Origin of the sequence: Maricaulis sp. D1M11 (assembly GCF_047308265.1) — a bacterium.
Taxonomy (GTDB): domain Bacteria; phylum Pseudomonadota; class Alphaproteobacteria; order Caulobacterales; family Maricaulaceae; genus Maricaulis.
The window spans coordinates 366,614-388,959 of sequence record NZ_JBKQWY010000005.1 but is presented as its reverse complement, the minus strand read 5'-3'; the positions used below and the strand labels follow the sequence as shown (position 1 = coordinate 388,959).

Annotated in this window: 19 protein-coding genes; 7 read left to right on the top strand and 12 right to left on the bottom strand. The window is 61.2% G+C overall.

The window, feature by feature from the left end; translation table 11 throughout:
- Together RMQ97_RS10960 and RMQ97_RS10955 are read left to right on the top strand one after the other, a co-directional pair.
- The coding region (locus tag RMQ97_RS10960) for an ankyrin repeat domain-containing protein (RefSeq protein WP_413660917.1) at positions 1 to 1,631 on the top strand (1,631 nt) is incomplete at its 5' end.
- 136 nt (positions 1,632 to 1,767) lie between these two features.
- Positions 1,768 to 2,277, top strand: a complete 510-nt coding sequence (locus RMQ97_RS10955) for a response regulator (protein WP_413660916.1) — start codon at positions 1,768 to 1,770, stop codon at positions 2,275 to 2,277.
- A 96-nt stretch (positions 2,278 to 2,373) separates the two neighbouring features.
- On the opposite strand, the gene RMQ97_RS10950 is transcribed toward RMQ97_RS10955, so the two are convergent.
- The 4 genes from RMQ97_RS10950 to RMQ97_RS10935 all read right to left on the bottom strand — a co-directional run bounded on the left by RMQ97_RS10950 (position 2,374) and on the right by RMQ97_RS10935 (position 5,686).
- Positions 2,374 to 2,766 carry a hypothetical protein gene (locus tag RMQ97_RS10950; RefSeq protein WP_413660915.1) on the bottom strand — a complete coding sequence of 131 codons (393 nt, stop codon included), beginning with the start codon at positions 2,764 to 2,766 and terminating at the stop codon, positions 2,374 to 2,376.
- 390 nt (positions 2,767 to 3,156) lie between these two features.
- Positions 3,157 to 4,191 (bottom strand): threonine aldolase family protein, encoded by a 1,035-nt coding sequence (locus RMQ97_RS10945; protein WP_413660914.1) that lies wholly within the window; start codon positions 4,189 to 4,191, stop codon positions 3,157 to 3,159.
- Between the two features lie 15 nt (positions 4,192 to 4,206).
- Positions 4,207 to 5,088: a hypothetical protein gene (locus RMQ97_RS10940; RefSeq protein ID WP_413660913.1), complete on the bottom strand. Its 882-nt coding sequence runs from the start codon at positions 5,086 to 5,088 to the stop codon at positions 4,207 to 4,209.
- A gap of 424 nt (positions 5,089 to 5,512) precedes the next feature.
- Positions 5,513 to 5,686 carry a hypothetical protein gene (locus tag RMQ97_RS10935; protein ID WP_413660912.1) on the bottom strand — a complete coding sequence of 58 codons (174 nt, stop codon included), beginning with the start codon at positions 5,684 to 5,686 and terminating at the stop codon, positions 5,513 to 5,515.
- A 279-nt stretch (positions 5,687 to 5,965) separates the two neighbouring features.
- On the opposite strand from RMQ97_RS10935, the gene RMQ97_RS10930 reads away from it, so the two are divergent.
- Together RMQ97_RS10930 and RMQ97_RS10925 are read left to right on the top strand one after the other, a co-directional pair.
- On the top strand, positions 5,966 to 7,171 hold the full coding sequence (locus RMQ97_RS10930) for a pyridoxal phosphate-dependent aminotransferase (RefSeq protein WP_413660911.1): 1,206 nt from the start codon (positions 5,966 to 5,968) through the stop codon (positions 7,169 to 7,171).
- Positions 7,172 to 7,314: 143 nt separating this feature from the next.
- The gene (locus tag RMQ97_RS10925; RefSeq protein ID WP_413660910.1) at positions 7,315 to 7,779 is read left to right on the top strand and encodes a Dps family protein; all 465 of its coding nucleotides are present in this window, start codon (positions 7,315 to 7,317) and stop codon (positions 7,777 to 7,779) included.
- A 400-nt stretch (positions 7,780 to 8,179) separates the two neighbouring features.
- Here RMQ97_RS10925 and RMQ97_RS10920 read toward each other — a convergent pair whose 3' ends face one another.
- The 6 genes from RMQ97_RS10920 to RMQ97_RS10895 all read right to left on the bottom strand — a co-directional run bounded on the left by RMQ97_RS10920 (position 8,180) and on the right by RMQ97_RS10895 (position 13,771).
- The gene (locus RMQ97_RS10920; protein WP_413660909.1) at positions 8,180 to 9,073 is read right to left on the bottom strand and encodes a LysR family transcriptional regulator; all 894 of its coding nucleotides are present in this window, start codon (positions 9,071 to 9,073) and stop codon (positions 8,180 to 8,182) included.
- 81 nt (positions 9,074 to 9,154) lie between these two features.
- A complete protein-coding gene (locus RMQ97_RS10915; protein WP_413660908.1) occupies positions 9,155 to 9,571 on the bottom strand; it encodes a YbaN family protein in 417 nt (138 codons plus the stop codon).
- Between the two features lie 82 nt (positions 9,572 to 9,653).
- Entirely contained in the window at positions 9,654 to 11,132 is a 1,479-nt protein-coding gene (locus tag RMQ97_RS10910) for an alpha/beta hydrolase (protein ID WP_413660907.1), read from the bottom strand.
- A gap of 179 nt (positions 11,133 to 11,311) precedes the next feature.
- Positions 11,312 to 12,256, bottom strand: coding sequence for a thioredoxin-disulfide reductase (gene trxB, locus RMQ97_RS10905; protein WP_413660906.1), 945 nt, complete (start codon positions 12,254 to 12,256; stop codon positions 11,312 to 11,314).
- Between the two features lie 109 nt (positions 12,257 to 12,365).
- Positions 12,366 to 12,794 (bottom strand): beta-lactamase hydrolase domain-containing protein, encoded by a 429-nt coding sequence (locus RMQ97_RS10900; RefSeq protein WP_413660905.1) that lies wholly within the window; start codon positions 12,792 to 12,794, stop codon positions 12,366 to 12,368.
- Positions 12,791 to 13,771 (bottom strand): mitochondrial fission ELM1 family protein, encoded by a 981-nt coding sequence (locus RMQ97_RS10895; protein WP_413660904.1) that lies wholly within the window; start codon positions 13,769 to 13,771, stop codon positions 12,791 to 12,793. Before RMQ97_RS10895 ends, RMQ97_RS10900 begins: the two co-directional genes overlap by 4 nt.
- Before the next feature lie 144 nt (positions 13,772 to 13,915).
- On the opposite strand from RMQ97_RS10895, the gene RMQ97_RS10890 reads away from it, so the two are divergent.
- Together RMQ97_RS10890 and RMQ97_RS10885 are read left to right on the top strand one after the other, a co-directional pair.
- Complete coding sequence (locus RMQ97_RS10890; RefSeq protein ID WP_413660903.1) at positions 13,916 to 14,290, top strand: BlaI/MecI/CopY family transcriptional regulator; 375 nt, start codon at positions 13,916 to 13,918, stop codon at positions 14,288 to 14,290.
- A complete protein-coding gene (locus RMQ97_RS10885; protein WP_413660902.1) occupies positions 14,287 to 16,098 on the top strand; it encodes a peptidoglycan DD-metalloendopeptidase family protein in 1,812 nt (603 codons plus the stop codon). The genes RMQ97_RS10890 and RMQ97_RS10885 overlap by 4 nt, the downstream gene beginning before the upstream one ends.
- A 125-nt stretch (positions 16,099 to 16,223) precedes the next feature.
- Here RMQ97_RS10885 and greA read toward each other — a convergent pair whose 3' ends face one another.
- Positions 16,224 to 16,697 carry a transcription elongation factor GreA gene (gene greA, locus RMQ97_RS10880; protein ID WP_413660901.1) on the bottom strand — a complete coding sequence of 158 codons (474 nt, stop codon included), beginning with the start codon at positions 16,695 to 16,697 and terminating at the stop codon, positions 16,224 to 16,226.
- 52 nt (positions 16,698 to 16,749) lie between these two features.
- Entirely contained in the window at positions 16,750 to 20,007 is a 3,258-nt protein-coding gene (carB, locus tag RMQ97_RS10875) for a carbamoyl-phosphate synthase large subunit (protein ID WP_413660900.1), read from the bottom strand.
- A 313-nt stretch (positions 20,008 to 20,320) separates the two neighbouring features.
- Between carB and RMQ97_RS10870 the strand changes: the two genes are divergently transcribed.
- Entirely contained in the window at positions 20,321 to 22,270 is a 1,950-nt protein-coding gene (locus tag RMQ97_RS10870) for an alpha/beta hydrolase family protein (RefSeq protein WP_413660899.1), read from the top strand.
- The last annotated feature ends 76 nt before the right edge of the window (positions 22,271 to 22,346 follow it).

The window sequence follows — 22,346 nt, the reverse complement described above, 5'->3', positions numbered from 1 at the left end:
GTGCCTTCCCGCTTTTGATGTCGGCGGAGAATGGTCATGCGATTATTGTGGAGCATTTGCTAGCTGCACTGCCCAAAGCGGAGCGGGGTGAAGCGGTACGTCAGGTCAATATGCAGAACGGTACCTTCCCGCTAGGGATGGCGGCGCAGAATGGTCATGCAGAGGTGGTGATGGTCTTGCTTGCGGTACTGCCAGAAGATGAGCGTAGCGAGGCCGTACAGCAATGCCACGAAAATGGCCTGTTCTCGCTCTTGGCGGCGGCGCAGGAGGGTCATGCGGAGGCGGTGGAGCGCCTGCTGGCGGCTCTTTCCGAGGCCGAGCGGGGCGAGGCCGTACAGCAATGCCACGACAATGGCGGCTTCCCGCTTTTGATGGCGGCGCAGGAGGGTCATGCGGAGGCGGTGGAGCGCCTGCTGGCGGCTCTTTCCGAGGCCGAGCGGGGCGAGGCCGTACAGCAATGCCACGACAACGGCGGCTTCCCGCTTTTGATGGCGGCGCAGGATGGTCATGCGGAGGTGGTGGCGGCCTTGTTGACTGCACTTCCCGAGGCCGAGCGGGGAGAGGCGGTACGTCAGGTCAACGAACACAAAGGTACAGTCCCGCTTTTGATGGCGGCGCAGTATGGTCATGCGGTGGTGGTTGAGGCCTTGTTGTCGGCACTTGCCGAGGCCGAGCGGGGAGAGGCGGTCCGTCAGGTCAACGAACACAAAGGTACATTCCCGCTTTTGATGGCGGCGCAGAATGGTCATTTGGGGGTGGTAGAACGCCTTCTGGCGGCTCTTTCCGAGGCCGAGCGGGGCGAGACGGTCCGTCAGGTCAACGAACACAAAGGTACAGTCCCGCTTTTGATGGCGGCGCAGAATGGTCAGGTGGGGGTGGTAGAACGCCTTCTGGCGGCTCTTACCGAGGCCGAGCGGGGCGAGACGGTCCGTCAGGTCAACGAACACAAAGGTACATTCCCGCTTTTGATGTCGGCGCAGAATGGTCATGCGGAGGTGGTGAAGCATTTGCTGGCGGCCATTCCCGAGCCTGAACGCAGCGAGGCGGTACGGCAGGTCGCTCCGGTGGATGGGGGCTTCCCTCTCTTGATGGCGGCGCAGAATGGTCATGTGGAGGTGGTGGCGGCCTTGCTGGCTGCTGTTTCCGAGGCCGAGCGGGGCGAGACGGTCCGTCAGGTCAACGAACACAAAGGTACATTCCCGCTGTTGATGGCGGCGCAGAATGGTCATTTCGGGGTGGTAGAACGCATTCTGGCGGCTCTTTCCGAGGCCGAGCGGGGCGAGACGGTCCGTCAGGTCAACGAACACAAAGGTACATTCCCGCTCTTGATGGCGGCAGGGAACGGACATGGCGAGGTGGTGCAGATTTTGATCAATGCGGGTGCACCACTCGATCAACTGAGTGACAGGTTGGGAACGGCGCTGGACCCCGCTTTGGCTTTTGGACACTGGTCTTTGGCGGCGGCGTTGCAAACACAGGGGGCGCGCTGTCATCATGTGCGACCGATTATGGACGAGACCGGTCATCTGGTCAGTGTGGATCAGACCCCCACGTCGCGCGAATTTGCGACCTGCCCGCTCCTTCTCTATCGGGAGGCGGATCTGCACGCCTTCCGGGCCAAAACGGAGTAAATCCGGGCCTGGCTCGCCGACGACCTGGATGATGAAAGCCGCGCCTGAGGCGGGCAAACAGAGTCAACACTCGGTTAAGCCCTGCCGGGCATGATGGTCGTGAACTTGTTCATTCGCCCGTGCGCCCAGGAAAACCATGTCCGGCAGTTTCGACCGTATCCGCGTCCTGATCGTTGAGGATAATGCCCATATGTCGACCATTCTGCGGACGATTCTGCAGGGGTTCGGCGTGCGCACGATTGTGGAAGTGCGCGATGCGGCCGATGCTTTCGAGACGATGCGGGATGTGAACCCGGATTTCGCCCTGGTCGATTACATGCTGGGCGATCTGAACGGGCTGGAATTTACCCGCCTTGTGCGCACCGCATCGGACAGTGCCAATAAATACCTGCCCATCATCATGGTCACCGGTCATACGGATCGCTCGAAAGTGCTCGAGGCGATCAATGCCGGTGTGAATGAATACCTGGCCAAACCCGTGCGTCCGGTCGATCTCTATCACCGTATCAGCGCGCTGATTGAACGCCCGCGCCGGTTTGTCAAAGCCTCCACCTATTTCGGTCCCGATCGCCGCCGCCGTCAGGATCCGCGCTATCGCGGACCGTGGCGTCGCTCCACCGACAAGGAAGATAGCGAAGCCTGCTAGGCGAACTATCGCTCGGCCCCCAGCCTGCGCGCCTCCCAAGCCTGTCCGTTATACTGAGCCAGTCGGCACGCCCGTCCACTCTCCCGAGGCCGTCCGCTATACCGGGCCAGCGTTCGCACCCGGAGCCTGTGTGTCGGGTGTCCCCGGCACGAGGCGTTGATAAGCCTCGAACACGATCACCGTATCGCGGGCCCCCACCGCCTTGCGCTTTCGGATAATGGTCGCGAAATCCGCATTATTGATCAAAAGTTCGGGCCCCAGAGTGGTGAGCTCTTCCCGGCAGATCAGCGCCGTATCGCAGCTCAGCGGCGCGCCGCATCCTGACCGGCAGGCCAGGGCATCGGCCCGGCGAAACAGGCTGTCCAGCCCGCGCCTTGCGGTCGCATCCGCCAGGATGAGCCGACCAAATTCGTCAAATCGTACCCGGTCCAGCCGGATCAATATCCCTGTCGCGGCCATGCCGATCTCCCATTTTTTGTCCGACCGCATCTGTTCGAACCCTTCTGGCCGAACCCTTCGGTGTCTCCGGTCGACCAATCGCGTTCGGTCCACCTGCTCTTCCCAGACTTCCCGCTCTCCCGAGTTTTCCCGCTCTTACAAGACGTCCCGCCCGGCTCGATTATTCACGCCTCTCGCTGCCACACGCCCTCCTGACGCTCGGGCCCGCACCGCCCAGTGCAAGCACCGTCCAGTGCCCGCGCCGTCCTGCGCCAGCACCGTCCAGCGCCAGCACCGTCCAGTGCCAGCACCGCCCAATGACCGTGCACGGATCTGCATGTCGTTGATCGCGATAAACCGGAGCGGGTCATCGCGGCCGACACACGTAAATGTACATGTTTTGTTCTAGTTTGGCTATCGCGATTAAGGGCGTGGCCGGGCTTAGCTCAATGCGTCGCGCAGGGCGGCGATATCGTTGTCCTGCGTGGCCCAACTGGTCACGAAACGCGAGGATCCATCGGGCCAGGTGTAGAATTGGGCCCCGGCCTCGCGCAGCGTTCCGGCGAGATTTTCCGGCAGGCGCACAAAAATTTCATTGCCCTCGACCGGATGGGCCAGCGTGACACCGGGCTGGGCTGCGAGCAGGGCGGCAAGATCACTGGCCTGGCGATTGGCATGGGCGGCCAGGTCCAGCCAGCGATCATCCTCCAGCCAGGCATCGAACTGGGCCGCGAGAAAGCGCATTTTCGGTGCCATATGCCCGCCGCGTTTCTGCCGGACCTGCAGCTCTTCAAAACGGTCCATGACGGAGGGGAACAGGATCACGGCTTCCGCACCCAGCGCGCCGTTTTTTGTGGCTCCCAGGCACAGGACATCAATGCCGGCTTTCCAGGTGAGGGCGGCGGGGGTGCAGCCCTGGTTGACGAGGGCATTGGCGAAACGTGCGCCATCCATATGGGCAAAGGCGGGCCGACCGGCGAGGCGGGCGGTGTGTGCGCGGACCTCGTCGGGGGAGTAGGCCGTGCCGCTCTCGGTCAGATTGGACAGGGAGAGTGCGCGGACCGGCGCGGTATGCACAAAACCCTCCGGGATCTCGGTGAGATACCGGTCCAGCTCCTCGCCATCAATCTTTGCATGATCGCCACGCAAGGGGATGAGCTTGCCGCCGCCGGTATAGAATTCCGGTGCGCCGCGTTCATCGCGATGAATATGCGCCTCGTCATGACACAGGATCGCCCCGTGTCCCGGGCAGAGCACGGACAGGGCCAGCGCGTTGGACGCCGTGCCCGAAATGGCGAACAGGCATTTGAGATCGGTCTCGAAGATCTCTTTCAACCGCGTTTCAACCCGCGCGCTGAGTGTGTCGGCGCCATAGCTGGGCACAAAATCGGTATTGGCGCGGGCCAGGGCGTCGATCAGCGCGGGATGGGCGGGGGCTGTGGTATCGGAGAGGAAATTCATGCCGTCATTAGGCATGGCTTGCAGACGGGATCAATCCCCGAAAGCGGGGTCCGGGTCCAGCGTGGGCAGACGTCCGCCCATTTCGTCAGAGGGCGAGAGATAGGCGGGCGACCCCACCGGCAGAGCGTCCTGACCGGTCAGATCCAGCGGGCGCAAACCTTCACGCGCAAACAGTTCGCGGATCTGTTCCGGCGTCAGATCCAGACCGAATGCGGCCTGCAGCGCCGCCATATTATGATGGTCACCGGCATATTGCAGCATGGGCAGCCCGTCGGGATGGGCGCCCTCGGGGCAATCGCCCAGCGCCCGGGTCGTGGCAGAACTGGTCATGCAATAGGCATCGCGCAAGACCATGCGCAAATCTCCGTTGAACGCACCCTGGGGCAGGGGCGCGTCATCGCGCATCGCGGTCCAGCGACGGATGAGATAGGCCTCGTGGGTTTCTCCGGGCTGACGCTCGTCTTCGGCCCGGCGATTGATGACCGGCGAGGCGGCGGCCGGTGCCGGGGCGGCAGGCGGAGTAGCCCGGGATTGGGATGTGTCCGGGAGGTCGCGCGTGTCTTCGAGGATCTGGGGTTCAGGGTCCGACGGGACCGGTTCCGGAGTCTCAGGTACAGGGCTCTCTGCTTCGGCAGTTTCAGGCTCGGGAGTCTCGGGCTCGGGTGTGTCCGGTTCCGGTTCTTCGACCGGATCGTCGACCGGCTCTTCAGGTGTCTCTTGGGCCGTGTCGCGCTGGGGTGTCTCAATCAACGTGACCTGGACGGCTGGCACTGCGACACCGCGGGGCAGGGCGTGTCGGGGCAGGATCAAGATCAGGGCGAGCATGATGATGTGGGCGAGCAAAGCCGCTGCCCCGGCAATGACTTGCCGGCGCCTGGCCTCTTCCCAATTCATCCACGCCGATCTGAGCATGCCCTTCCCTGGCCCGCGTCCCACGCCTCGCATACCCGTGTCCGCAGCCGGATGCCACCATGGCATGAGGGCCAGCGGGTGCGAAATGACGATGTGGTAAGTCGCCGTGAGGACGGCAAGTTGCACGCATGTGGATGTCGGCGGGAAAAGATGCGGAATGACCGGGCTGCGGACCACAACGCGGTCCAGGGCCATGAAACAGCCCGGTCATTCCAGGTTCAGCGCGCCGAATGGGCAGGCCCGCTGAAGCTCAAGATGTGATGCGGCCCATCCCGTGTCGGGCGGGATGCCGCATCGGGTCCGGACCAGGCCCGGGGAGGGTGCCGATCCGGTAAAACCGTGCCCGCAAGGGCTTACCAGAGACGCTCGCCGTCCTGCAGCAGGACCCAGATGGCAGCGCCGGCGAGGCTGACCAGTCCGATTGTCATCGTGCGTCTCCTAATCCGTCGATATAGAGCGGGTTGGAGGCGGCGAGTGTGTCGCCGGACTGGATCGTCTGTGTGTCCGCCCACAGGATGATGCAGGCTGTAAAGGCTCCAACCGCCAGGGCCAGGGCCAGGAGTGACTGTGTCGTCGATGATGAATGTGCGCGTTTCATCTCAACTCCCCCGTTGTCTTCATCTGTGACACTGATCCTCGATCAAGGGGGGAGAAGGGCGTGTTTGCGGCCATGCGAAGACGGAATAAGGCGATTTACGGGCAGGGGCACGGGCACGGGCTCGGGGCGGCTGGCTCCGTACTCAGTCGACAAAAAGGCATGGCGTGTTTCACGAATGAGCTGTGTATCGCACCGGTTTCGGGATTGGCGCAGGAGGCGCTGCGGATTAGGGTCGCGACCAGCCATCCGGCATGACCCTTTCAATTCGAGGAGCAGATCATGAGCTTCCAGCAGTCCGACGCCCTGTCACGTGTCCAGCCGTCCGCCACTATGGCCGTGACCCAGAAGGCGCGTGATCTCAAGGCCAAGGGTGTGGATGTGATCTCGCTCGGCGCCGGCGAGCCGGATTTCGACACGCCCGAACACATCAAGGCGGCCGGGATTGCAGCGATTGAACGCGGTGAAACCAAATACACTGCGGTTGATGGCATTCCCGAGCTCAAACAGGCGATTGTCGAAAAGTTCAAGCGGGATAATGGTCTCGATTACACGCCGTCACAGGTGCACGTCTCAACGGGCGGTAAGCCGGTGATCTTTAACGCCCTGATGGCCAGCTTGAATGAGGGTGATGAGGTTATCATTCCGGCCCCCTATTGGGTGACCTATCCGGAAGTGGCCCGCATGCTGGGCGGCGTGCCTGTACCGGTCACCACCACGATCGAGTCGGGTTTCAAGATCACACCGGAACAACTGTCGGCAGCTATCACGCCGAAGACCCGCTGGCTCATCCTCAACTCCCCGTCCAACCCGACGGGAATGGGCTATCGCGCGGACGAACTCCAGGCCCTGGCCGATGTCCTGCTCGATCATCCGCATGTGTGGATCATGACGGATGATATGTACGAACACCTCGTCTATGACGACTATACTTTTGCCACGATCGCTGAGGTCGAGCCGCGTCTCTATCAACGCACGCTCACCATGAATGGTGTGTCCAAGGCGTATTCCATGACGGGCTGGCGGATCGGATATGCGGCAGGGCCCGAAGCCCTGATCGCCGCGATGCGCAAGGTGGCGTCCCAGACCACGTCCAATCCATGTTCCGTGAGCCAGTGGGCGGCTGTCGAAGCGCTCAATGGCGATCACTCTTTCCTGGAAGAGCGCAATGCTGCGTTCAAGCGTCGCCGGGACCTGGTGCTCGCTGCGATCAATGATGCGGGCGGGCTGGTCGCGCCCAAACCGGAAGGCGCTTTTTATGTGTTTGCCGACTGCACGGCGCTGATCGGCAAGACAGCGCCGGATGGCAGCGAGATTAAGACGGATACGGATTTCTGTGCGGCTCTCCTTGAGGCCGAAGCCGTGGCCGTCGTGCCGGGCGTCGCGTTCGGACAGGCCCCGGGCTTCCGCATCTCCTACGCAACGGATGATGAGAGCCTGATCGAGGCCGGCAAGCGTATCCAGCGTTTTTGTGCGTCCCTCGTTTGAAGATAGATAAAATCTATCGCTCGGACGCTTAAACTCGATTGGCCAGTGTCCGCGGGCTCATGCATAACCCTCCTCAACGGGGCGGCGTTCGGTCGCCCTGTAACACAGGACCTGGACCGTCCGGGTCAAAACGGAGGTGTATGATGAATATCAATATGGGTCTTGATGCCGGCCAGCGCGACGCGATGGCAAACGCCGTGACCACCGTTCTGGCAGACACCTACGCCTTGTATTTCAAGACGCATGTCTATCACTGGAACGTCACGGGTCCGCGTTTCCATGACCTGCACACGCTCTTTGAAACGCAGTACAATGAATTGTGGACCGCGACCGACGAGTTGGCGGAACGGGTCCGGGCGCTGGGTGTGGCGGCACCACGGTCCTATGCCGAGATGAGCGAAGCAGCGAGTCTGACCGCGGAAGGCACGGCTGATACGGCTGATGCCATGATTGCAGATCTGGTCGCGGGTCATGAAGCCGTGGTGTCATCGATTCGCCAGGCGCTTGCCCTGGCCGGAGAGACTGGCGATGAAGCCAGTGCCGACGTGCTGACGCCCCGTCTGACAGCGCATGAAAAAGCCGCCTGGATGCTGCGCTCCAGCCTCTAGCGGACTCGATGACGGCCCCAGGGCCCGTCCTCTTGGATGCGAAATCCTACCTATCAGCGACACCCCTGTCCGATTCGGGCGGGGGTGTTTTGTGCTGCGGCGTCGATTTCAGGCAAAAAAAAGCCCCGACCGGGGAGGTGGTCGGGGCTAAACAGATTTTGCTTCTCAGAGGGGAGAATTCGGAAGCAAAATTTACAGGCGCCGGATCACGGGGAGGCACAATCGGACGCCATTCACATACCGTTCGGGGAGGAGACGGATATGAGAAGAACGAGCCGCGTCGCCGCGGCGTCTGGTGGGGTTTATGCCCTCTGCTGCGGCGCAGCACCAGAGACATGATGGCAAGGTTGCTATGCAAAAACGGGACGATGACACATTTTCGCCATGCAACTGAGAGGGGTTAATTCTCCCAGAGACGCGCCTGTTCGATGAGAAAATCCCGGAAGGCGGCGATACGTCGGGAGCCTCGCAGCTCGCTTGGATAGACGAAGTAGAAATCGAAGCTGGGGCCGTCGATTTCGGGCAGGATACGCACGAGGGCCGGGTTTTCCCGGGCGGCATAGTCCGGCAGACCGCCAATTCCCATGCCTGATACGACCGCTTTCATCACGCCATAGAGCGTATTGACCTGCATGGCGGCGCGACGGGGCTCCTGTTTTTCACCCCGACCGACATGGGCCGCCCAGTCCAGCCCCGGGATGGGCGCAAGATGGGGCGGGCCATAGTGGATGATTGGATGGTGGTCGAGGTCTTCCACACTGGTCGGGATGCCATGAGCATCGAGATAGTCGCGAGAGGCGTAGAGGTGCTGGGTGCCACTCATTAGCTTGCGTTGTACCAGATCATTCTGGCTAGAGGCGAAGGGGCGAATGGCGACCTCGGCCTCCAGTCCGGCCAGATCAATCTCATGATCATCGAGAATCAACTGGAGGCGGATTTGCGGATAGTCCTTGTGGAATTGTCCGAGGCGGGGCGTGAGCCAGATGGCACCAAAGGCCGTGGGTCCGGTCACGCGAAGCCCGCCGGAAGGTTCGTCGCGGGCGTCATGCACATTGGCTTCTGCAATGGCGACGGCCCGGGAGATGTCCTTGGACGCTTCGAATAGGAGATTGCCAGGCTCTGTCGGGATCAGACCACGCGCATGACGGTGAAACAGCGTGACTCCCAGATCATCTTCCAGAGCTGCGATCTGACGGCTGACGGCCGATTGCGACAGGCCAAGCAGATCTGCGGCCCGTGTCAGTGACCCGGCCTGGGCCGCCGCGTGGAAGGTTTTCAGCTTGTCCCAATCCATAATCCAAGGTCCCTGTCCTGAAGAATCACTGTGCCATCAAGACTTACATAACTGGACTTGCGGGAATGCCCTATTGATTCATTACGCGGAGGGCGGTGGATCGGGACGGCTCAGGATGAAGGCGCCACTGGCAAGGAGCACAGGTATTTGAACGCTCAGCGTCCAAAGGGGCGCACCGGCCAGAAAGGCAATTGGTGGCATCAGTGCCATGACGGCGACGGAGATCCATTTGGTGCGAGGCCGGATGGCACCATGGTCGCGCCAGTCGCGGATTAGCGGACCGAATTGCCTGTGCGCCATCAGCCAGTCATGCAGGCGTTTGGACGACCGGGCGAAGCCATAGGCCGCGAGCAGGAGAAAGGGTGTTGTGGGTAAAAGAGGCAGCGCGGCCCCCAAAAAAGCCAAACCGACACAGATGACGCCGAAGATGAACCAAAAGGGGCGCACCCAACGCGGGGTGGGTTTGGGAAGTCCGGAAGAGGGCGGGGTGTCGCTCATGATCCGATGATGCCTCGCAGGACAGCCTGGCGTCCAGCGCGCGCGACCGTACCCGCTCAGTTGGGAAGAACGGTCCGCGTGATCAATAGCCGTGCTGGTCCAGGAAGTCGTTGACCCGGGTACGGGTGAGGTTTGCGCGATCCGGATCACGCAGGAAGAAATGACCGGCCTCGGGGAAATCGATCATGTCGACAGACGTGCCCTGGGCGCGGGCGGCTTGGGCAAAGGCCGTGGCCGTCTCAAAGGAACAGTCCGTATCCTCATGGGCATGGGCGATAAACAGCGGGGGTAGCGGACCCTCCATCATGTGCAAGGGGGACAGCGAGCGGGCGGTAGGCCAACCTCCGGCGATCGAGATCATGTAGCCGTCATCGGTCATGTCCATGCAGCCGGAAAAGGAGAGGGCCAAATCCGGTCGCGAGGGCGAGGTGGGCGCTTCCAGAGTGGCCGCTGCGACGGAGAGATGCGCGCCAGCGGAAAAACCCGACACGCCGATCCGGGACGCGTCGATGCCATAGGTCTGGGCATTCTCGCGGAGCCAGGCGATCGCATCTGTCACATCGGCGAGACTGTCTCCGGCCCGCACACCAAAACGTCCCCGTGTGCGATATTCAATCTGCGCCACCACATGGCCGCGATCCTTGAAGAAACGACAGGGCCCGCACCAGCTCCAGGACCCGAAAAACCAGCCACCGCCGTGGACCCAGACCATGGCGGGACGAAGGTCATCCCCCGCGTTCCAGTCGTCGGGCAGGTAGATATGAATCTCCAGATCATATCCGTCGACGGTCTTGAAGGTCTCGATGATATGACCGTCCCGCTCGGCGCGTTCGGCGGCGACCATCGCCAGGATGTCGTCAGATGCCTCGCCCGGGCAGGCGGCGCGATGGTCTTCGGCTTCGGTTTGCAGGCCATCGGCGGCATTTTCCTCCACCCAGAGTCTGAGAGACTGGGTGTTGAGGTAACACTGGATATCGGGATGGCTGAACCGGTGGCCCGACTCCAGCTTGGCCGTCAGGAATTGCACGGTGCCGGGCACATCTTCGTCAAAGCGTGTATCGGCCCAGTAATCGCGCAGTCGTTCGATGAAGCTGCGATACTCGTCCAGTTCGAGCAGGTCTGCCCGCCCCAGATCCACCTCGTCGAGATAGGCATCATAGGTGGAACTGGGACGAAAGGCTCGATCCTGCGTCAGGCGTCCATGCATCGGGCCGTAGAACAGACGACCGATGGCCCATTCATAATGGATACGCGTGATGTAAGCCTCGGCCGAACGATCATGTTCGAGTTCCAGTGCGCGCAATTGTGTTTTCCACCCGTCGATCTCCTCTGCCCAGCCGGTGATGAAAGCCTGTTCGTCAAGGGCGGCGAGTTCGCGATAGCGACTATTGAGTGTCTCGGTCCAGCGCGCGGCAATCGCATCGGCCTCGGCCTGAAAACCGCTCGCCTCGTCCTGTGCCCCTGTCTGCGTCTGGGCCTGAGCCTGACTCAAGACCGATAGAACGATGAGGGACAGGGCAAGCAGGCTGACGGCAAGCCCGATAAAGCGCAGATGGAACATGATAACCTCGACACATGCAGACCCGGCCACACTAGACGGTTCAGGCGTATTCGTCAGGAGGGAAAGCGAGGGTTGAAACGCCTCGGGTGAACGGGCTCCTGCGAACGCAAGAAAAAGGCCCGAACCGCGCGGGATTCGGGCCTGATCATGAGAGGCGGGCGTGTGTTTTCTGTCGCGATCTATTCGATCGAAGCCAGATAACGTTCGGCGTCCAGCGCAGCCATACAGCCCATGCCGGCTGCGGTCACAGCCTGGCGATAGATATCATCCGTCACATCGCCGGCCGCAAAGACACCCGGGATAGAGGTTTTGGGTGTGCCCGGCTCGGTGACGAGATATCCGCCGTCCTTGGTTTCGAGCTGCTCCGTGAAGAGTTCCGTCGCAGGAGCATGACCAATGGCGACGAAAAATCCGTGGGCCGGAATGTCGGTGATCTCGTCGGTCTTGATGTTCTTCACACGCACGGCGGTCACCCCGAGCGGATCTTCATCGCCCAGCACTTCCTCGACCACGCTGTCCCAAACCACGTCGACTTTTTCGTGCTTGAGCAGGCGCTCCTGCATGACTTTCTCGGCCCGCAGGCTGTCGCGGCGGTGCACCAGTGTCACTTTGGACGCGAAATTGGTCAGGAAGAGCGCTTCTTCAACTGCGGTATTACCGCCGCCCACAACGACGACTTCCTTGCCCCGATAGAAAAATCCGTCACAGGTGGCACAGGCGGACACGCCAAAGCCCTGGAATTTCTGTTCCGTCGGCAGGCCGAGCCATTTGGCCTGGGCACCGGTAGCGATAATCACCGCGTCGGCTGTGTATGTGGTGCCAGTATCACCCTTGAGCACGAAGGGGCGTTGCGACAGATCGGCCTCGGTGATGATGTCGGAAATCATCTCGGTGCCGACTTTCTCTGCCTGTTCGCGCATTTGCTCCATCAGCCAGGGGCCTTGGACGACATCAGCGAAGCCCGGATAGTTCTCGACATCGGTGGTGATGGTCAGCTGACCGCCCGGCTGCAGGCCGGCGATCAGGGTCGGTTTCAGCATGGCGCGGGCTGCATAGATGGCGGCGGTGTATCCGGCCGCGCCCGAACCAATGATGATCAAGCGCGAATGGCGCGTCTCAGACATGGCAAATTCCCAGGATGAAGCGGTGCGGGGTCGCACCTTCGATTCGTCAGTGATGAGTATATAGGAGCGCGCGATCAAAATACCGCAGGCATGACACACATGTCAGCGGTCACGCTTTCGGGAGCAGGGCGTTGACCAGGTTCATGTCCAGTCCGCCCGGCCATTCCAGCCCCTCAAGCGGGTTCTCAGCATCTGGCCGAGTGTGGATCAGGTGTGCGGCATAAAGATGGGCCGATCGCGTGCCCGACAGGCAATGGATCACCACCGGCCGGTCGCCCGCGGCTGCGATCACCTCTCCCAGGCGCACCGTGTGTTCGGGATTGGCGCCCGCCGGTCCGCCCAGCGGCAGATGATCATACCCCATGCCGGCCTCTGCGACGCTGGCGGCCATGTCGAAACCTAGCTGGTCGAGTTCCGGATGGGTTCGATTGTTGACGACATGCACCACTCCGGCTTCGGCCCATGCGGTGAGATCAGCCGGGATGGGCTGTCGGGCCAGCGCGATATTGGCGTGGCGGGTCACAATCGGATCGGTCATGTCGAGATATCCATTTCATCATCTGTCAGAGTTTGTCGGAAACGCGTCCAGCGATCGAGCACCTGCGCCGCGATGCGTGGTGTCTCGTTAAGGGGCGTGTAGCTCCAGTGTTCCAGCGTTCCGAGATAGCGCTTCATCGCCCCGTGTGCCGACAATGCCGCATGCAGTCGGGAAAACTTCCCGGCCTCGCCGGGCAGGGAGAGGGCATAGACCGGAGCGCCGGTTGCCGCCGCCTCGACCAGCATGTTCGTGCTCTCTTCGGTGACGAAGATCCAGTCCGCGGCGCTCAGGAAGGAGAAATATGGGTTTGTACCTGTCCCGTCGTGGAAGACGACATCCGCGCGATCTTTCAGGGCCTGGGCCAGCTGCTGGCGAATGGTTTGCGGTGTGCGCCGGGACACGGTGACCATCAAGCCCAGCCCCTGATCCAGCAGGCCTTTGAGGCGCTGGACAAGATAAGTCTCGGTTTGAGACGGCATGCGGAAGCGTTTGGAGGGCCCCCCGATCAGCACAGCGGCCTTTTTGTCCGGCAGAGCGGCAATGGCCTCGACGAAGTCGGGTTCCACCGCACGCAGGCGATCCGGTGTTACCCGGTTGGGCGAGCCCAGCATCGAGATCGCCCGGTCATGGCGCAGCCGGTCATGCGAGGGCGCGATGATCAGGTCGAACAAGTCATGGCTGTGTCGTGGATCCTGAACATAGATAAAATAGGTCGACGGAAAGATGCGGCGGTGTCGTCGGGCTTGTTTGAGCGCTGCCCGACCACAGCCGAGCCAGAGGTCGGGCGGAGTTGAAGGCAGGCTGACCCGACCGTCCTTGTGCACATGCACAGTGTCGAGGTCGAGTGTGCAGCCGTGCGTCGCGAACTGACGGGCGAGCGCTTCACCCAGACCGAGGGGCTGATTCTCGATGCCGCGCCGACCATCCGAGACGATCCAGGCCAGGGCTTTGGCGGGAAGGGCAGAGTTGCGTTCCATGCCTTGGTTAGAAAACCTTGTCCGGTGCGGGTCAAGACATGGCGCATGCGCGACCTGACGAAATTGTAAGTTCGCGACGCTTGACCCGTCCGTGTGACGGATGTAACGCTCTGCGACAGACGTAGCACGAAAGCGACAACACTCATGTCCGATCAAGCGCCTTCCCAGGCCGAGCTGGCCGTATTGAAGCATTTGTGGGCCGATGGCACGCTCAGTGCCCGCGAAGTTCATGCCCGGGTAGAAACCGAGACCGGGTGGTCCTATTCCACCACGCGCACCCTGCTGGTTCGTATGGTTGAGAAAGGTCTGGTTGAGAAATCTGATACCCATGGCCTCGCTGTGTTCGCAGCCAAGGCCGACAAAGTGTCGTTGATGGGGCGGATGATCCGCGACTTCACCCAGCGGGTTCTCGAGATCGACGGTCCCTTGCCCGTAACCGCTTTTGCCAATTCCAAACTCTTCTCCGATGAGGAAGCCAGCGCTTTGCGCCGCCTGCTGGAAGAGGAGGGTGAGGCATGATCATTCTCAACGCCCTTCTGCTTGCCACCAGCTTGTCCCTCCTCTCCGGCCTGGTGGCTTATGGTCTCGTCCGGGCGGCTCAGTCCAAGCTGGGGCGTCATGACGTTCTGGCCTGGCGTATGGCCCGCCTGGTCGTGATCCTGCCTTTCCTTCTGGCTCCGGTCATTGCGTTCACACCTGAACGGATCGAGCCGTCCGTCGCGCCGATGGCGCATGGCGAGTATGATCGTCAGGAACCGGCAGAATACATTGATCGCGGGGTGACGTTTGAAGCCGGATGGCGCTGGTCCCGTGTGGATTGGCGTTATCCGGCCGTCGGTCTCTTCCTGCTTGGTCTTGCAGGGGCGGGCCTCCTGGCCTTGCGCCGCCATGCCTGGCGCGAACGCATGGTGTCAACAAGCCGTCTGGCCCAGCCGTTTGAACGCCAGCGTCTTGACCAGATTGCCGAACATGTCGGGATCTGGTCACCGGAATTGCGTATCAGTCCGGCCCTGACTTCGCCCTGTATTTCCGGATGGCGGCCTGTGGTCCTGGTCCCGCAATCCCTGCTGGGCAATCTGCATGCCCTTCGCCTGACCCTGACCCACGAACTGGTGCATCTGCGCCGTGGCGATGAACGTGATCGTTTGATCGGGTCAGCTCTCAAGCTTGTGCTCTGGTTCCACCTGCCGCTGCACTGGATCGAAAGCGCACTGGATGAAGCCCGCGAACGCGCTTGTGATGCCGAAGCGCTGGATATCCTCGGTCCGCGTGAACGCAAGTCCTATGCCTCGACCCTGATCCTGATGATGCAGGCCGGAGCGCGCCCGGTCTCGGCCTTTGGCCCTGATCGCCGGGCCGAGCGCGAGCGTCGTATTCGGGCCATCCTCAACCAATCCACCGCGCGTCGTTGGGCGATACCGGCTCTTCTGGCCGGTGGTGCAGCCCTTCTGGTGCCTGTCTCCCTGGCTCAGGCGGCCTGGACAGAACGGGCCAATGTCTGGACGCCACTGGTCTTGCTGGAGGACGAGGTCCCGCGTGAGCCCCGCGCTGGTCGTGGAGATGTCTCCGAGGCCGAAGCCCGTGCGGAACGCGACGCTCGCGCCAGGCGTAATGCGCGAGTCGAGAACCGGTCGGAGGGCGCCTTGCTGGTCAGCGGTGACAATATCCTGGTCGAGCCTCGCGCGCTGTCGGATGATCAGCCACAGATAGAGCCAGCACGTCCGCAAAGCCCGGCCCCCGTGGCACAACCGGCTCCGGACGTGTCCCGTGAACCCGCTCCGCAACCCCAGCCCGTTTCAAGGCCTGAGCCTGCACCCGCGCCTGCACCGCAGCCTGCCCCCGTGAATGCACCGCAGCCTGCGCCCGAACCTGCACCTGTGGCGCGTTCAGAGCCGCCGGTAGTGCCTGAACGTGCTCCGGATTTGTCGGCTGCCATCACAGACGGTCGAATCACCAGTTCTTACGGACCGCGCCCCTCGCGTCCGGCTGATGCCCCGGTCTTCCATTCGGGCTGTGATATTGCCGCCCCGGAAGGCACGCTGATTTTTGCGGCTGGCGGAGGTCTGGTGACCCATGCGGAAATGGGTCTCAACGGCAATGATCGCTGGGGCAATACCGTGGTCATTGATCACGGTGAAGGCTGGGAGACGGTCTATGCCCACATGAAGGATTTCAAGGTCGAGGCCGGCGATACCGTCGAGGCCGGTGGCAAGATTGGTCATGTCGGCAATACCGGTGCCTCCACCGGACCGCATGTTCATGTGGAAGTGCGCTATCGCGGCCAGCGTCTCGATCCGTCTGAGTATCTCACCTATTCCCGCTGCTAGCGGACACAGGTTTCATTCCGGGAGTGTGTTGAACGGTTTGCCTGCCCCCCAACGAGCCGGAATGAAAAACGGCCGGAGCCCCCAGCTCCGGCCGTTCCCATATCTGCTTGACCCGCAAAGGTCGATTACACCCAGGCGACGTTGGTGATCTCGTAGGATTTCAGACCGCCCGGTGCGTTCACCTCGATCACATCGCCAATTTCCTTGTTCATCAAGGAACGCGCGATCGGTGAGGAGAGCGAGATCTTGCCGGATTTCACATCCGACTCATCATCGCCCACGATCTGATAGGTCGCCTCTTCTTCCGTGTCTTCATCGAGCACGGTGACGGTGGCGCCAAACTTCACGGTCTCACCCGACAGCGTCGCGACATCGATAATCTGCGCACGCGCGAGCTTGTCTTCCAGCTCGGCCAGGCGACCTTCGATATAACCCTGACGCTCCTTGGCGGCATGGTATTCTGCGTTTTCTGACAAATCGCCATGCTCGCGAGCTTCCGCGATGGCGGCGATCACGGCCGGCCGTTCGACAGTTTTCAAACGCTTCATTTCTTCATCGAGGGCCTTGTGACCCGCGACAGTCATAGGAATCTTGTTCATTCGTTCGCTTTCTACGGGAAGGCCAACAGGCTAGCGCTCACCCTTGAGGGCATCAAGAGTAGGTCTGCAGAGCCTGCGGTTCAAGCGCGCCTTCACCAATGCGTCGAATGGACAGTATGGCTGCACGGGCCGCAGAGGCGGTCGTGTAGCACGGGATCTTCATTTCCAGCGCTGTGCGGCGGATCGAGTAACTGTCCAGATGGGACTGGCGTCCCTCCGTGGTGTTGAAGATCAGCTGGACATCGCCGTTTTTCATCAGGTCGACAATGTGGGGTCGGCCTTCAAACACCTTGTTGACGATTGTCACGGGAACACCGGCATCGGTGAAGGTCTTGGCCGTGCCTGCCGTGGCCAGGAGGGTGAAGCCCAACATGACCAGTACGCGGGCGGGTTCGATCATCGCCTGTTTGTCGCCTTCACGCAGGGAGATGAAAACACCGCCCGTGCGCGGCAGGATGGTGCCGGCGCCCAGCTCGGCCTTGGCAAAGGCCGCTTCGAAATGGGTGTCCATCCCCATGACTTCACCCGTGGAACGCATTTCCGGGCCGAGGACCGGATCCACGCCCGGGAAGCGGGCGAACGGCATGACTGCCTCTTTCACGGAGACATGTTTGGGTGCTGGGTCTTCCAGGCCAAACTCGGCCAGCGGGGCGTCCGCCATGACCTTGGCTGCCAGTTTGGCGACCGGTTGCCCGATGGCCTTGGCCACAAAGGGAACTGTCCGCGAGGCCCGCGGATTGACCTCGAGTACGAAGATCGTGCCGTCCTTCACCGCAAACTGCACATTCATCAGGCCTTTCACGCCAATCGCGAGCGCCATCTCGATGGCCTGGCGCTTGAGCTCGGCAACCATGTCTTCGGACAGGGAATAGGGTGGCAGGCAGCAGGCGCTGTCGCCGGAGTGTACGCCGGCTTCCTCGATGTGTTGCATGACACCGGCCACCCAGACGTCCTTGCCGTCACAGATGACGTCCACATCCACCTCGTCCGCATCGGTCAGATAACGATCGAGCAAGAGCGGGCTATTGCCCGATACATTGACCGCTTCACGCATATAGCGTTCGAAACTGTCCATCTCCCGGACGATTTCCATGGCCCGGCCTCCGAGCACGTAGGACGGGCGCAGAACCAGCGGGAAGCCCAGTTTTTCGGCTTCGGCGCGGGCTTCGTCTTCAGAATGCACAATGGCGTTGGGCGGTTGTTTCAGACCCAGCTTGTCGAGCAGGTCTTTGAAGCGCTTGCGGTCCTCGGCCAGGTCAATCGCATCCGGTGCGGTGCCCAGGATCGGAACGCCTTCCTCTTCCAGGGCATTGGCCAGTTTCAGCGGGGTCTGGCCGCCATACTGGACGACAACGCCCATCAACGTGCCGTTGGACTGTTCCTTGGCGATCAGTTCCAGGGTGTCTTCCAGGGTGAGCGGCTCGAAATACAGACGATCGGCCGTATCATAATCAGTGGAGACTGTTTCCGGATTGCAGTTCACCATGATGGATTCAATGCCCATCTCGGCGAAGGCAAAGGCGGCGTGGCAGCAGCAATAGTCGAACTCAATACCCTGACCGATCCGGTTGGGGCCGCCCCCCAGAATGATGATTTTCTTGCGATCAGAGGGATCGCTCTCGCAATCGGGCTGGCCGCCAAAACTCGGCGTTTCATAGGTCGAGTACATGTAAGGCGTGGCCGCGAAAAATTCGGCCGCGCAGGTATCGACCCGCTTGAAGACTGGGCGCACGTCCAGGGCTTGGCGCTGTTTGCGGATCTCGGTTTCGGTCTTGCCGCTGACCTGGGCCAGGCGGGCATCGGAAAAGCCCATGGACTTCAGGGCCAGCCAGCCCTGCGCCGTGTCCGGCAGACCTAGGGTGGAGACGTCTTCCTCGGCATGGATGATCGACTGGATCTGACGCAGGAACCAGGGTTCATAAAGGGAGGTGGCCGCCACTTCCTCGACCGAAAGGCCTTCGCGCAGGGCCTGGGCGATGACCCTCAGACGATCCGGGGTCGGCATGGTCAGCGCGGCCTTCACCGCCTCCTTGCGGGCTTCAACGGTCGTGGTCTCGTCGATACCGGCAATCTCGACCTCATCAAAGCCGGCCAAATCGGTTTCCAGACCGCGCAGGGCTTTTTGCATGCTCTCGGTAAACGTCCGGCCGATGGCCATGACCTCACCCACAGACTTCATCGAGGTTGAGAGGGTCGGTTCGGCGCCGGGATATTTCTCGAAAGCGAAACGCGGGATCTTTGTCACGACATAGTCGATGGTCGGTTCAAAGCTCGCCGGGGTTGCGCCGTTCGTAATGTCATTGGCAATCTCGTCCAGCGTGTATCCGATGGCCAGTTTCGCGGCGACCTTGGCGATCGGGAAACCGGTGGCCTTGGAGGCCAGGGCCGAGGAGCGGGAGACACGCGGGTTCATCTCGATCACGACGAGGCGGCCATCGGCCGGGTTCACGGCGAACTGGACATTGGAGCCCCCGGTTTCGACACCGATCTCGCGCAGCACCGCAATCGATGCCGTCCGCATGATTTGGTATTCCTTGTCGGTGAGGGTCAGCGCCGGAGCGACAGTGATGCTGTCGCCAGTGTGCACGCCCATCGGATCCACATTCTCGATGGCGCAGATGATGATGCAGTTATCATTGCGATCACGCACCACTTCCATCTCGAATTCTTTCCAGCCGACAATGGACTCCTCAACCAGGATTTCGGTGACCGGCGAGGCTTCCAGGCCGGAATGGCAGATCTCGCGATATTCCTCGAGATTATAGGCGATGCCGCCGCCCGTGCCGCCGAGCGTGAAGGACGGGCGAATGATCGACGGCAGACCGATTTCACCCAGCACGGCTTCGGCCTCGCTCAGCGAGTGCACCACCCGCGAACGCGGGCTTTCCAGGCCGATCTTGTCCATGGCGTCGCGGAAGCGTTCGCGGTTTTCGGCTTTGTCGATGACATCGGCCTTTGCGCCGATCATTTCCACACCAAACAGATCCAGCACGCCGCGCTTGTCGAGTTCGAGCGCACAATTGAGCGCGGTCTGTCCGCCCATGGTCGGCAGCAGGGCGTCAGGGCGTTCCTTTTCGATCACCTTGGCCACCATTTCCGGTGTGATGGGCTCGATATAGGTTGCGTCCGCCAGCTCGGGGTCGGTCATGATCGTGGCCGGGTTGGAGTTGACCAGAATAACCCGATACCCTTCTTCCTTCAGTGCCTTGACCGCCTGGACACCCGAATAGTCAAACTCACAGGCCTGACCGATCACGATCGGTCCGGCGCCAATGATCAGAATGGAGTTCAGGTCTGTACGTCTGGGCATGGCTGTCCTGCTCGCGTGCGTGCGCGCGCCTGCACCCTGCCCGGGGAGCCCGGTTGGGTCAGTTTGCGCTTGGTTTTGGTGCTGAGCGGGGTACCTAGCGCGGATTCGGATGGAAGGCGAGAGCCTATCTGCGCGCGCGGGTGTTATTGCTTATAACCTCCCACCAAGGCGAACATATTTCCGACGCATGTTCTCGCGGGCCTTGCCGAAAGAGCAGACCCGGTGCCAGGCAGTTTGTTTCTTCCTGAAATTGCTATCAAGAACACGTTCGCGTAAAACGAGCGGCGAAATAGTCTTGCCGAGTGGGGGTGTTATGCGTGCATTGTTGAGTGGTCTGGTTGTGAGCTTGGGGCTTGTCCTGGCTAGCGGGGCAAAGGCTCAGAGTATCGAGATTTGGGCCGCCTTGCCGGAGATCTCCCAGCCCAGCCTGTCGGCAGATGGTCGCTGGCTTTCGACACGGTGTGTGTCGCAAGGCAATGCATCCATTTGCATTAATGACCTGACGACGGGTGAGCTGAGTTATGTGATCCCGGTTCCAGCCGAAAGCTGGGTCGTGGATGCGTATTTTGCATCGAATGACCACTTCCTTGTCAGTCTGGCCTTCCAGCAACAAATCAACACGTCTGAGGGCATGCGTTCGATGACGGTGACGCGAGCTATGGCGATACGGCCGGAGACTGGAGAGAATACCCTTTTGATGCGGGGGCAACGCTGGAGCACGGATACCTCGAATATTGCTTCGCTCGATCTGGATGATCCCGAAAACGTGCTCGTCGAGATGCGGTTCCTGCGTCGCCCGGAAGTGTCTCTGGGGTCTCGCATGGCGAGCCGTGAAACATTTGAAAGCCAATTGTTTCGCGTCAATCTCGACTCCGGCGATGTGCGCCATCTCGATACCAATGATCTCTATAGTCGTGTGATTGATGCCTATGGTGAGACCCGTGCTGTCATTCTCTTTGATCCGGTCAATCGCGAGTTTGAAATCCGGCGGGACCGGGAACGAGGCGAGCTTCTGTATGCCGGTGTTCACGAAAGTGATGCGCCGTCGGTCATGGGAATGACCGATGAATCGGGTCTGCTGGTGTTCTTCCAGGTGGGCGAAAACAGAGGATATCGTCGCCTGGATCTCCAGACAGGCGATGTGACGGCGTTTGCCACGCCGGAAATCAACTTGCTGACAGCGCCGATTTTTGACCGCGAAAACTACCTGGTCGGTTTCGAGGGCGAAATGAACGGCGTCTCCCGCCAGTCCTTTATCGATGAGGGCTTTCGGAATGATGTCAGCGCTTTGCAAGGCGTTTTGGGTGTGCCTGTGCGCCTCGAAACCTATTCCGCAGACCGTGATCTGGTTCTGATCAGCACAGATGAGTCGGCGCGTCCCAAGTCGTACTTCCTCTATCAGCGCTCAGCCGGAGCTCTCTCGCCTGTGGGGGACACCTATCCGGGTTTGGCAGAGGTCGCGCTTCCGGAGCGGCGCAGTTTTGTCTATCAGGCGGCAGATGGCCTGAACATCGAGGCCATTGTCACCACACCCGCAGGCTGGCAGCAGGGCCAGGAGGCTCTGCCCATGGTCGTTCTCCCGCATGGCGGTCCGGCGGCTCGCGACAGCCTGGGGTTCGACTGGTGGGCCCAGGCGTATGCCGCTCAGGGTTATGTGGTCATTCAACCGAATTTCCGTGGGTCTGACGGGTATGGCCGGGGTTTCCGTGAGGCCGGCTTCGGTGAGTTCGGCGGACGGATGATCGAAGATATCCTGGACGGCGGGCGAGCGCTCCAAGCCGCCGGGATTGCTCGTTCCGGCCAATTTTGCGTCGCAGGCGGGTCGTATGGCGGATATGCCGCGCTGATGGCGGGCATAACAGCGCCTCAGGATGTGGCCTGTGTCATTGCCTTCGCTCCAGTAACGAACCCGTCCACTATGCTGCGTGAGGAACGCAATGTGGGTGAGTTTACAGCCTATCACTTCTGGGAACAGTATATGGGCAATATCCTCTGGGATACGGAGGCGGCCAGCGCAGTCTCTCCGGTCCGTCGCGCGTCTGAACTGACCATGCCGACCCTCGTTCTGCATGGCACGGAGGATTCAGTGGTCCCGATCGAGGAGTCCGAGGTCTTGACCCGGGCGATGGGGCGCGATGCACCGGATTATGAGTTCATCGAGCTGGACGGCGAGACGCACTTCTTTGTGCTTTCGCAATCGCGCCAGATCTTGCTGGAGCGGTCACTGGAGCTCATGGAGCGGACCCTGCGTCAGCCTGACTAGGCTTTGGAAGAAGCACGGACTGGACGGCCCGGGTTTTGCCCGGGCCTGTCTGTATCCGGCCTGTCTGTATCCGGCC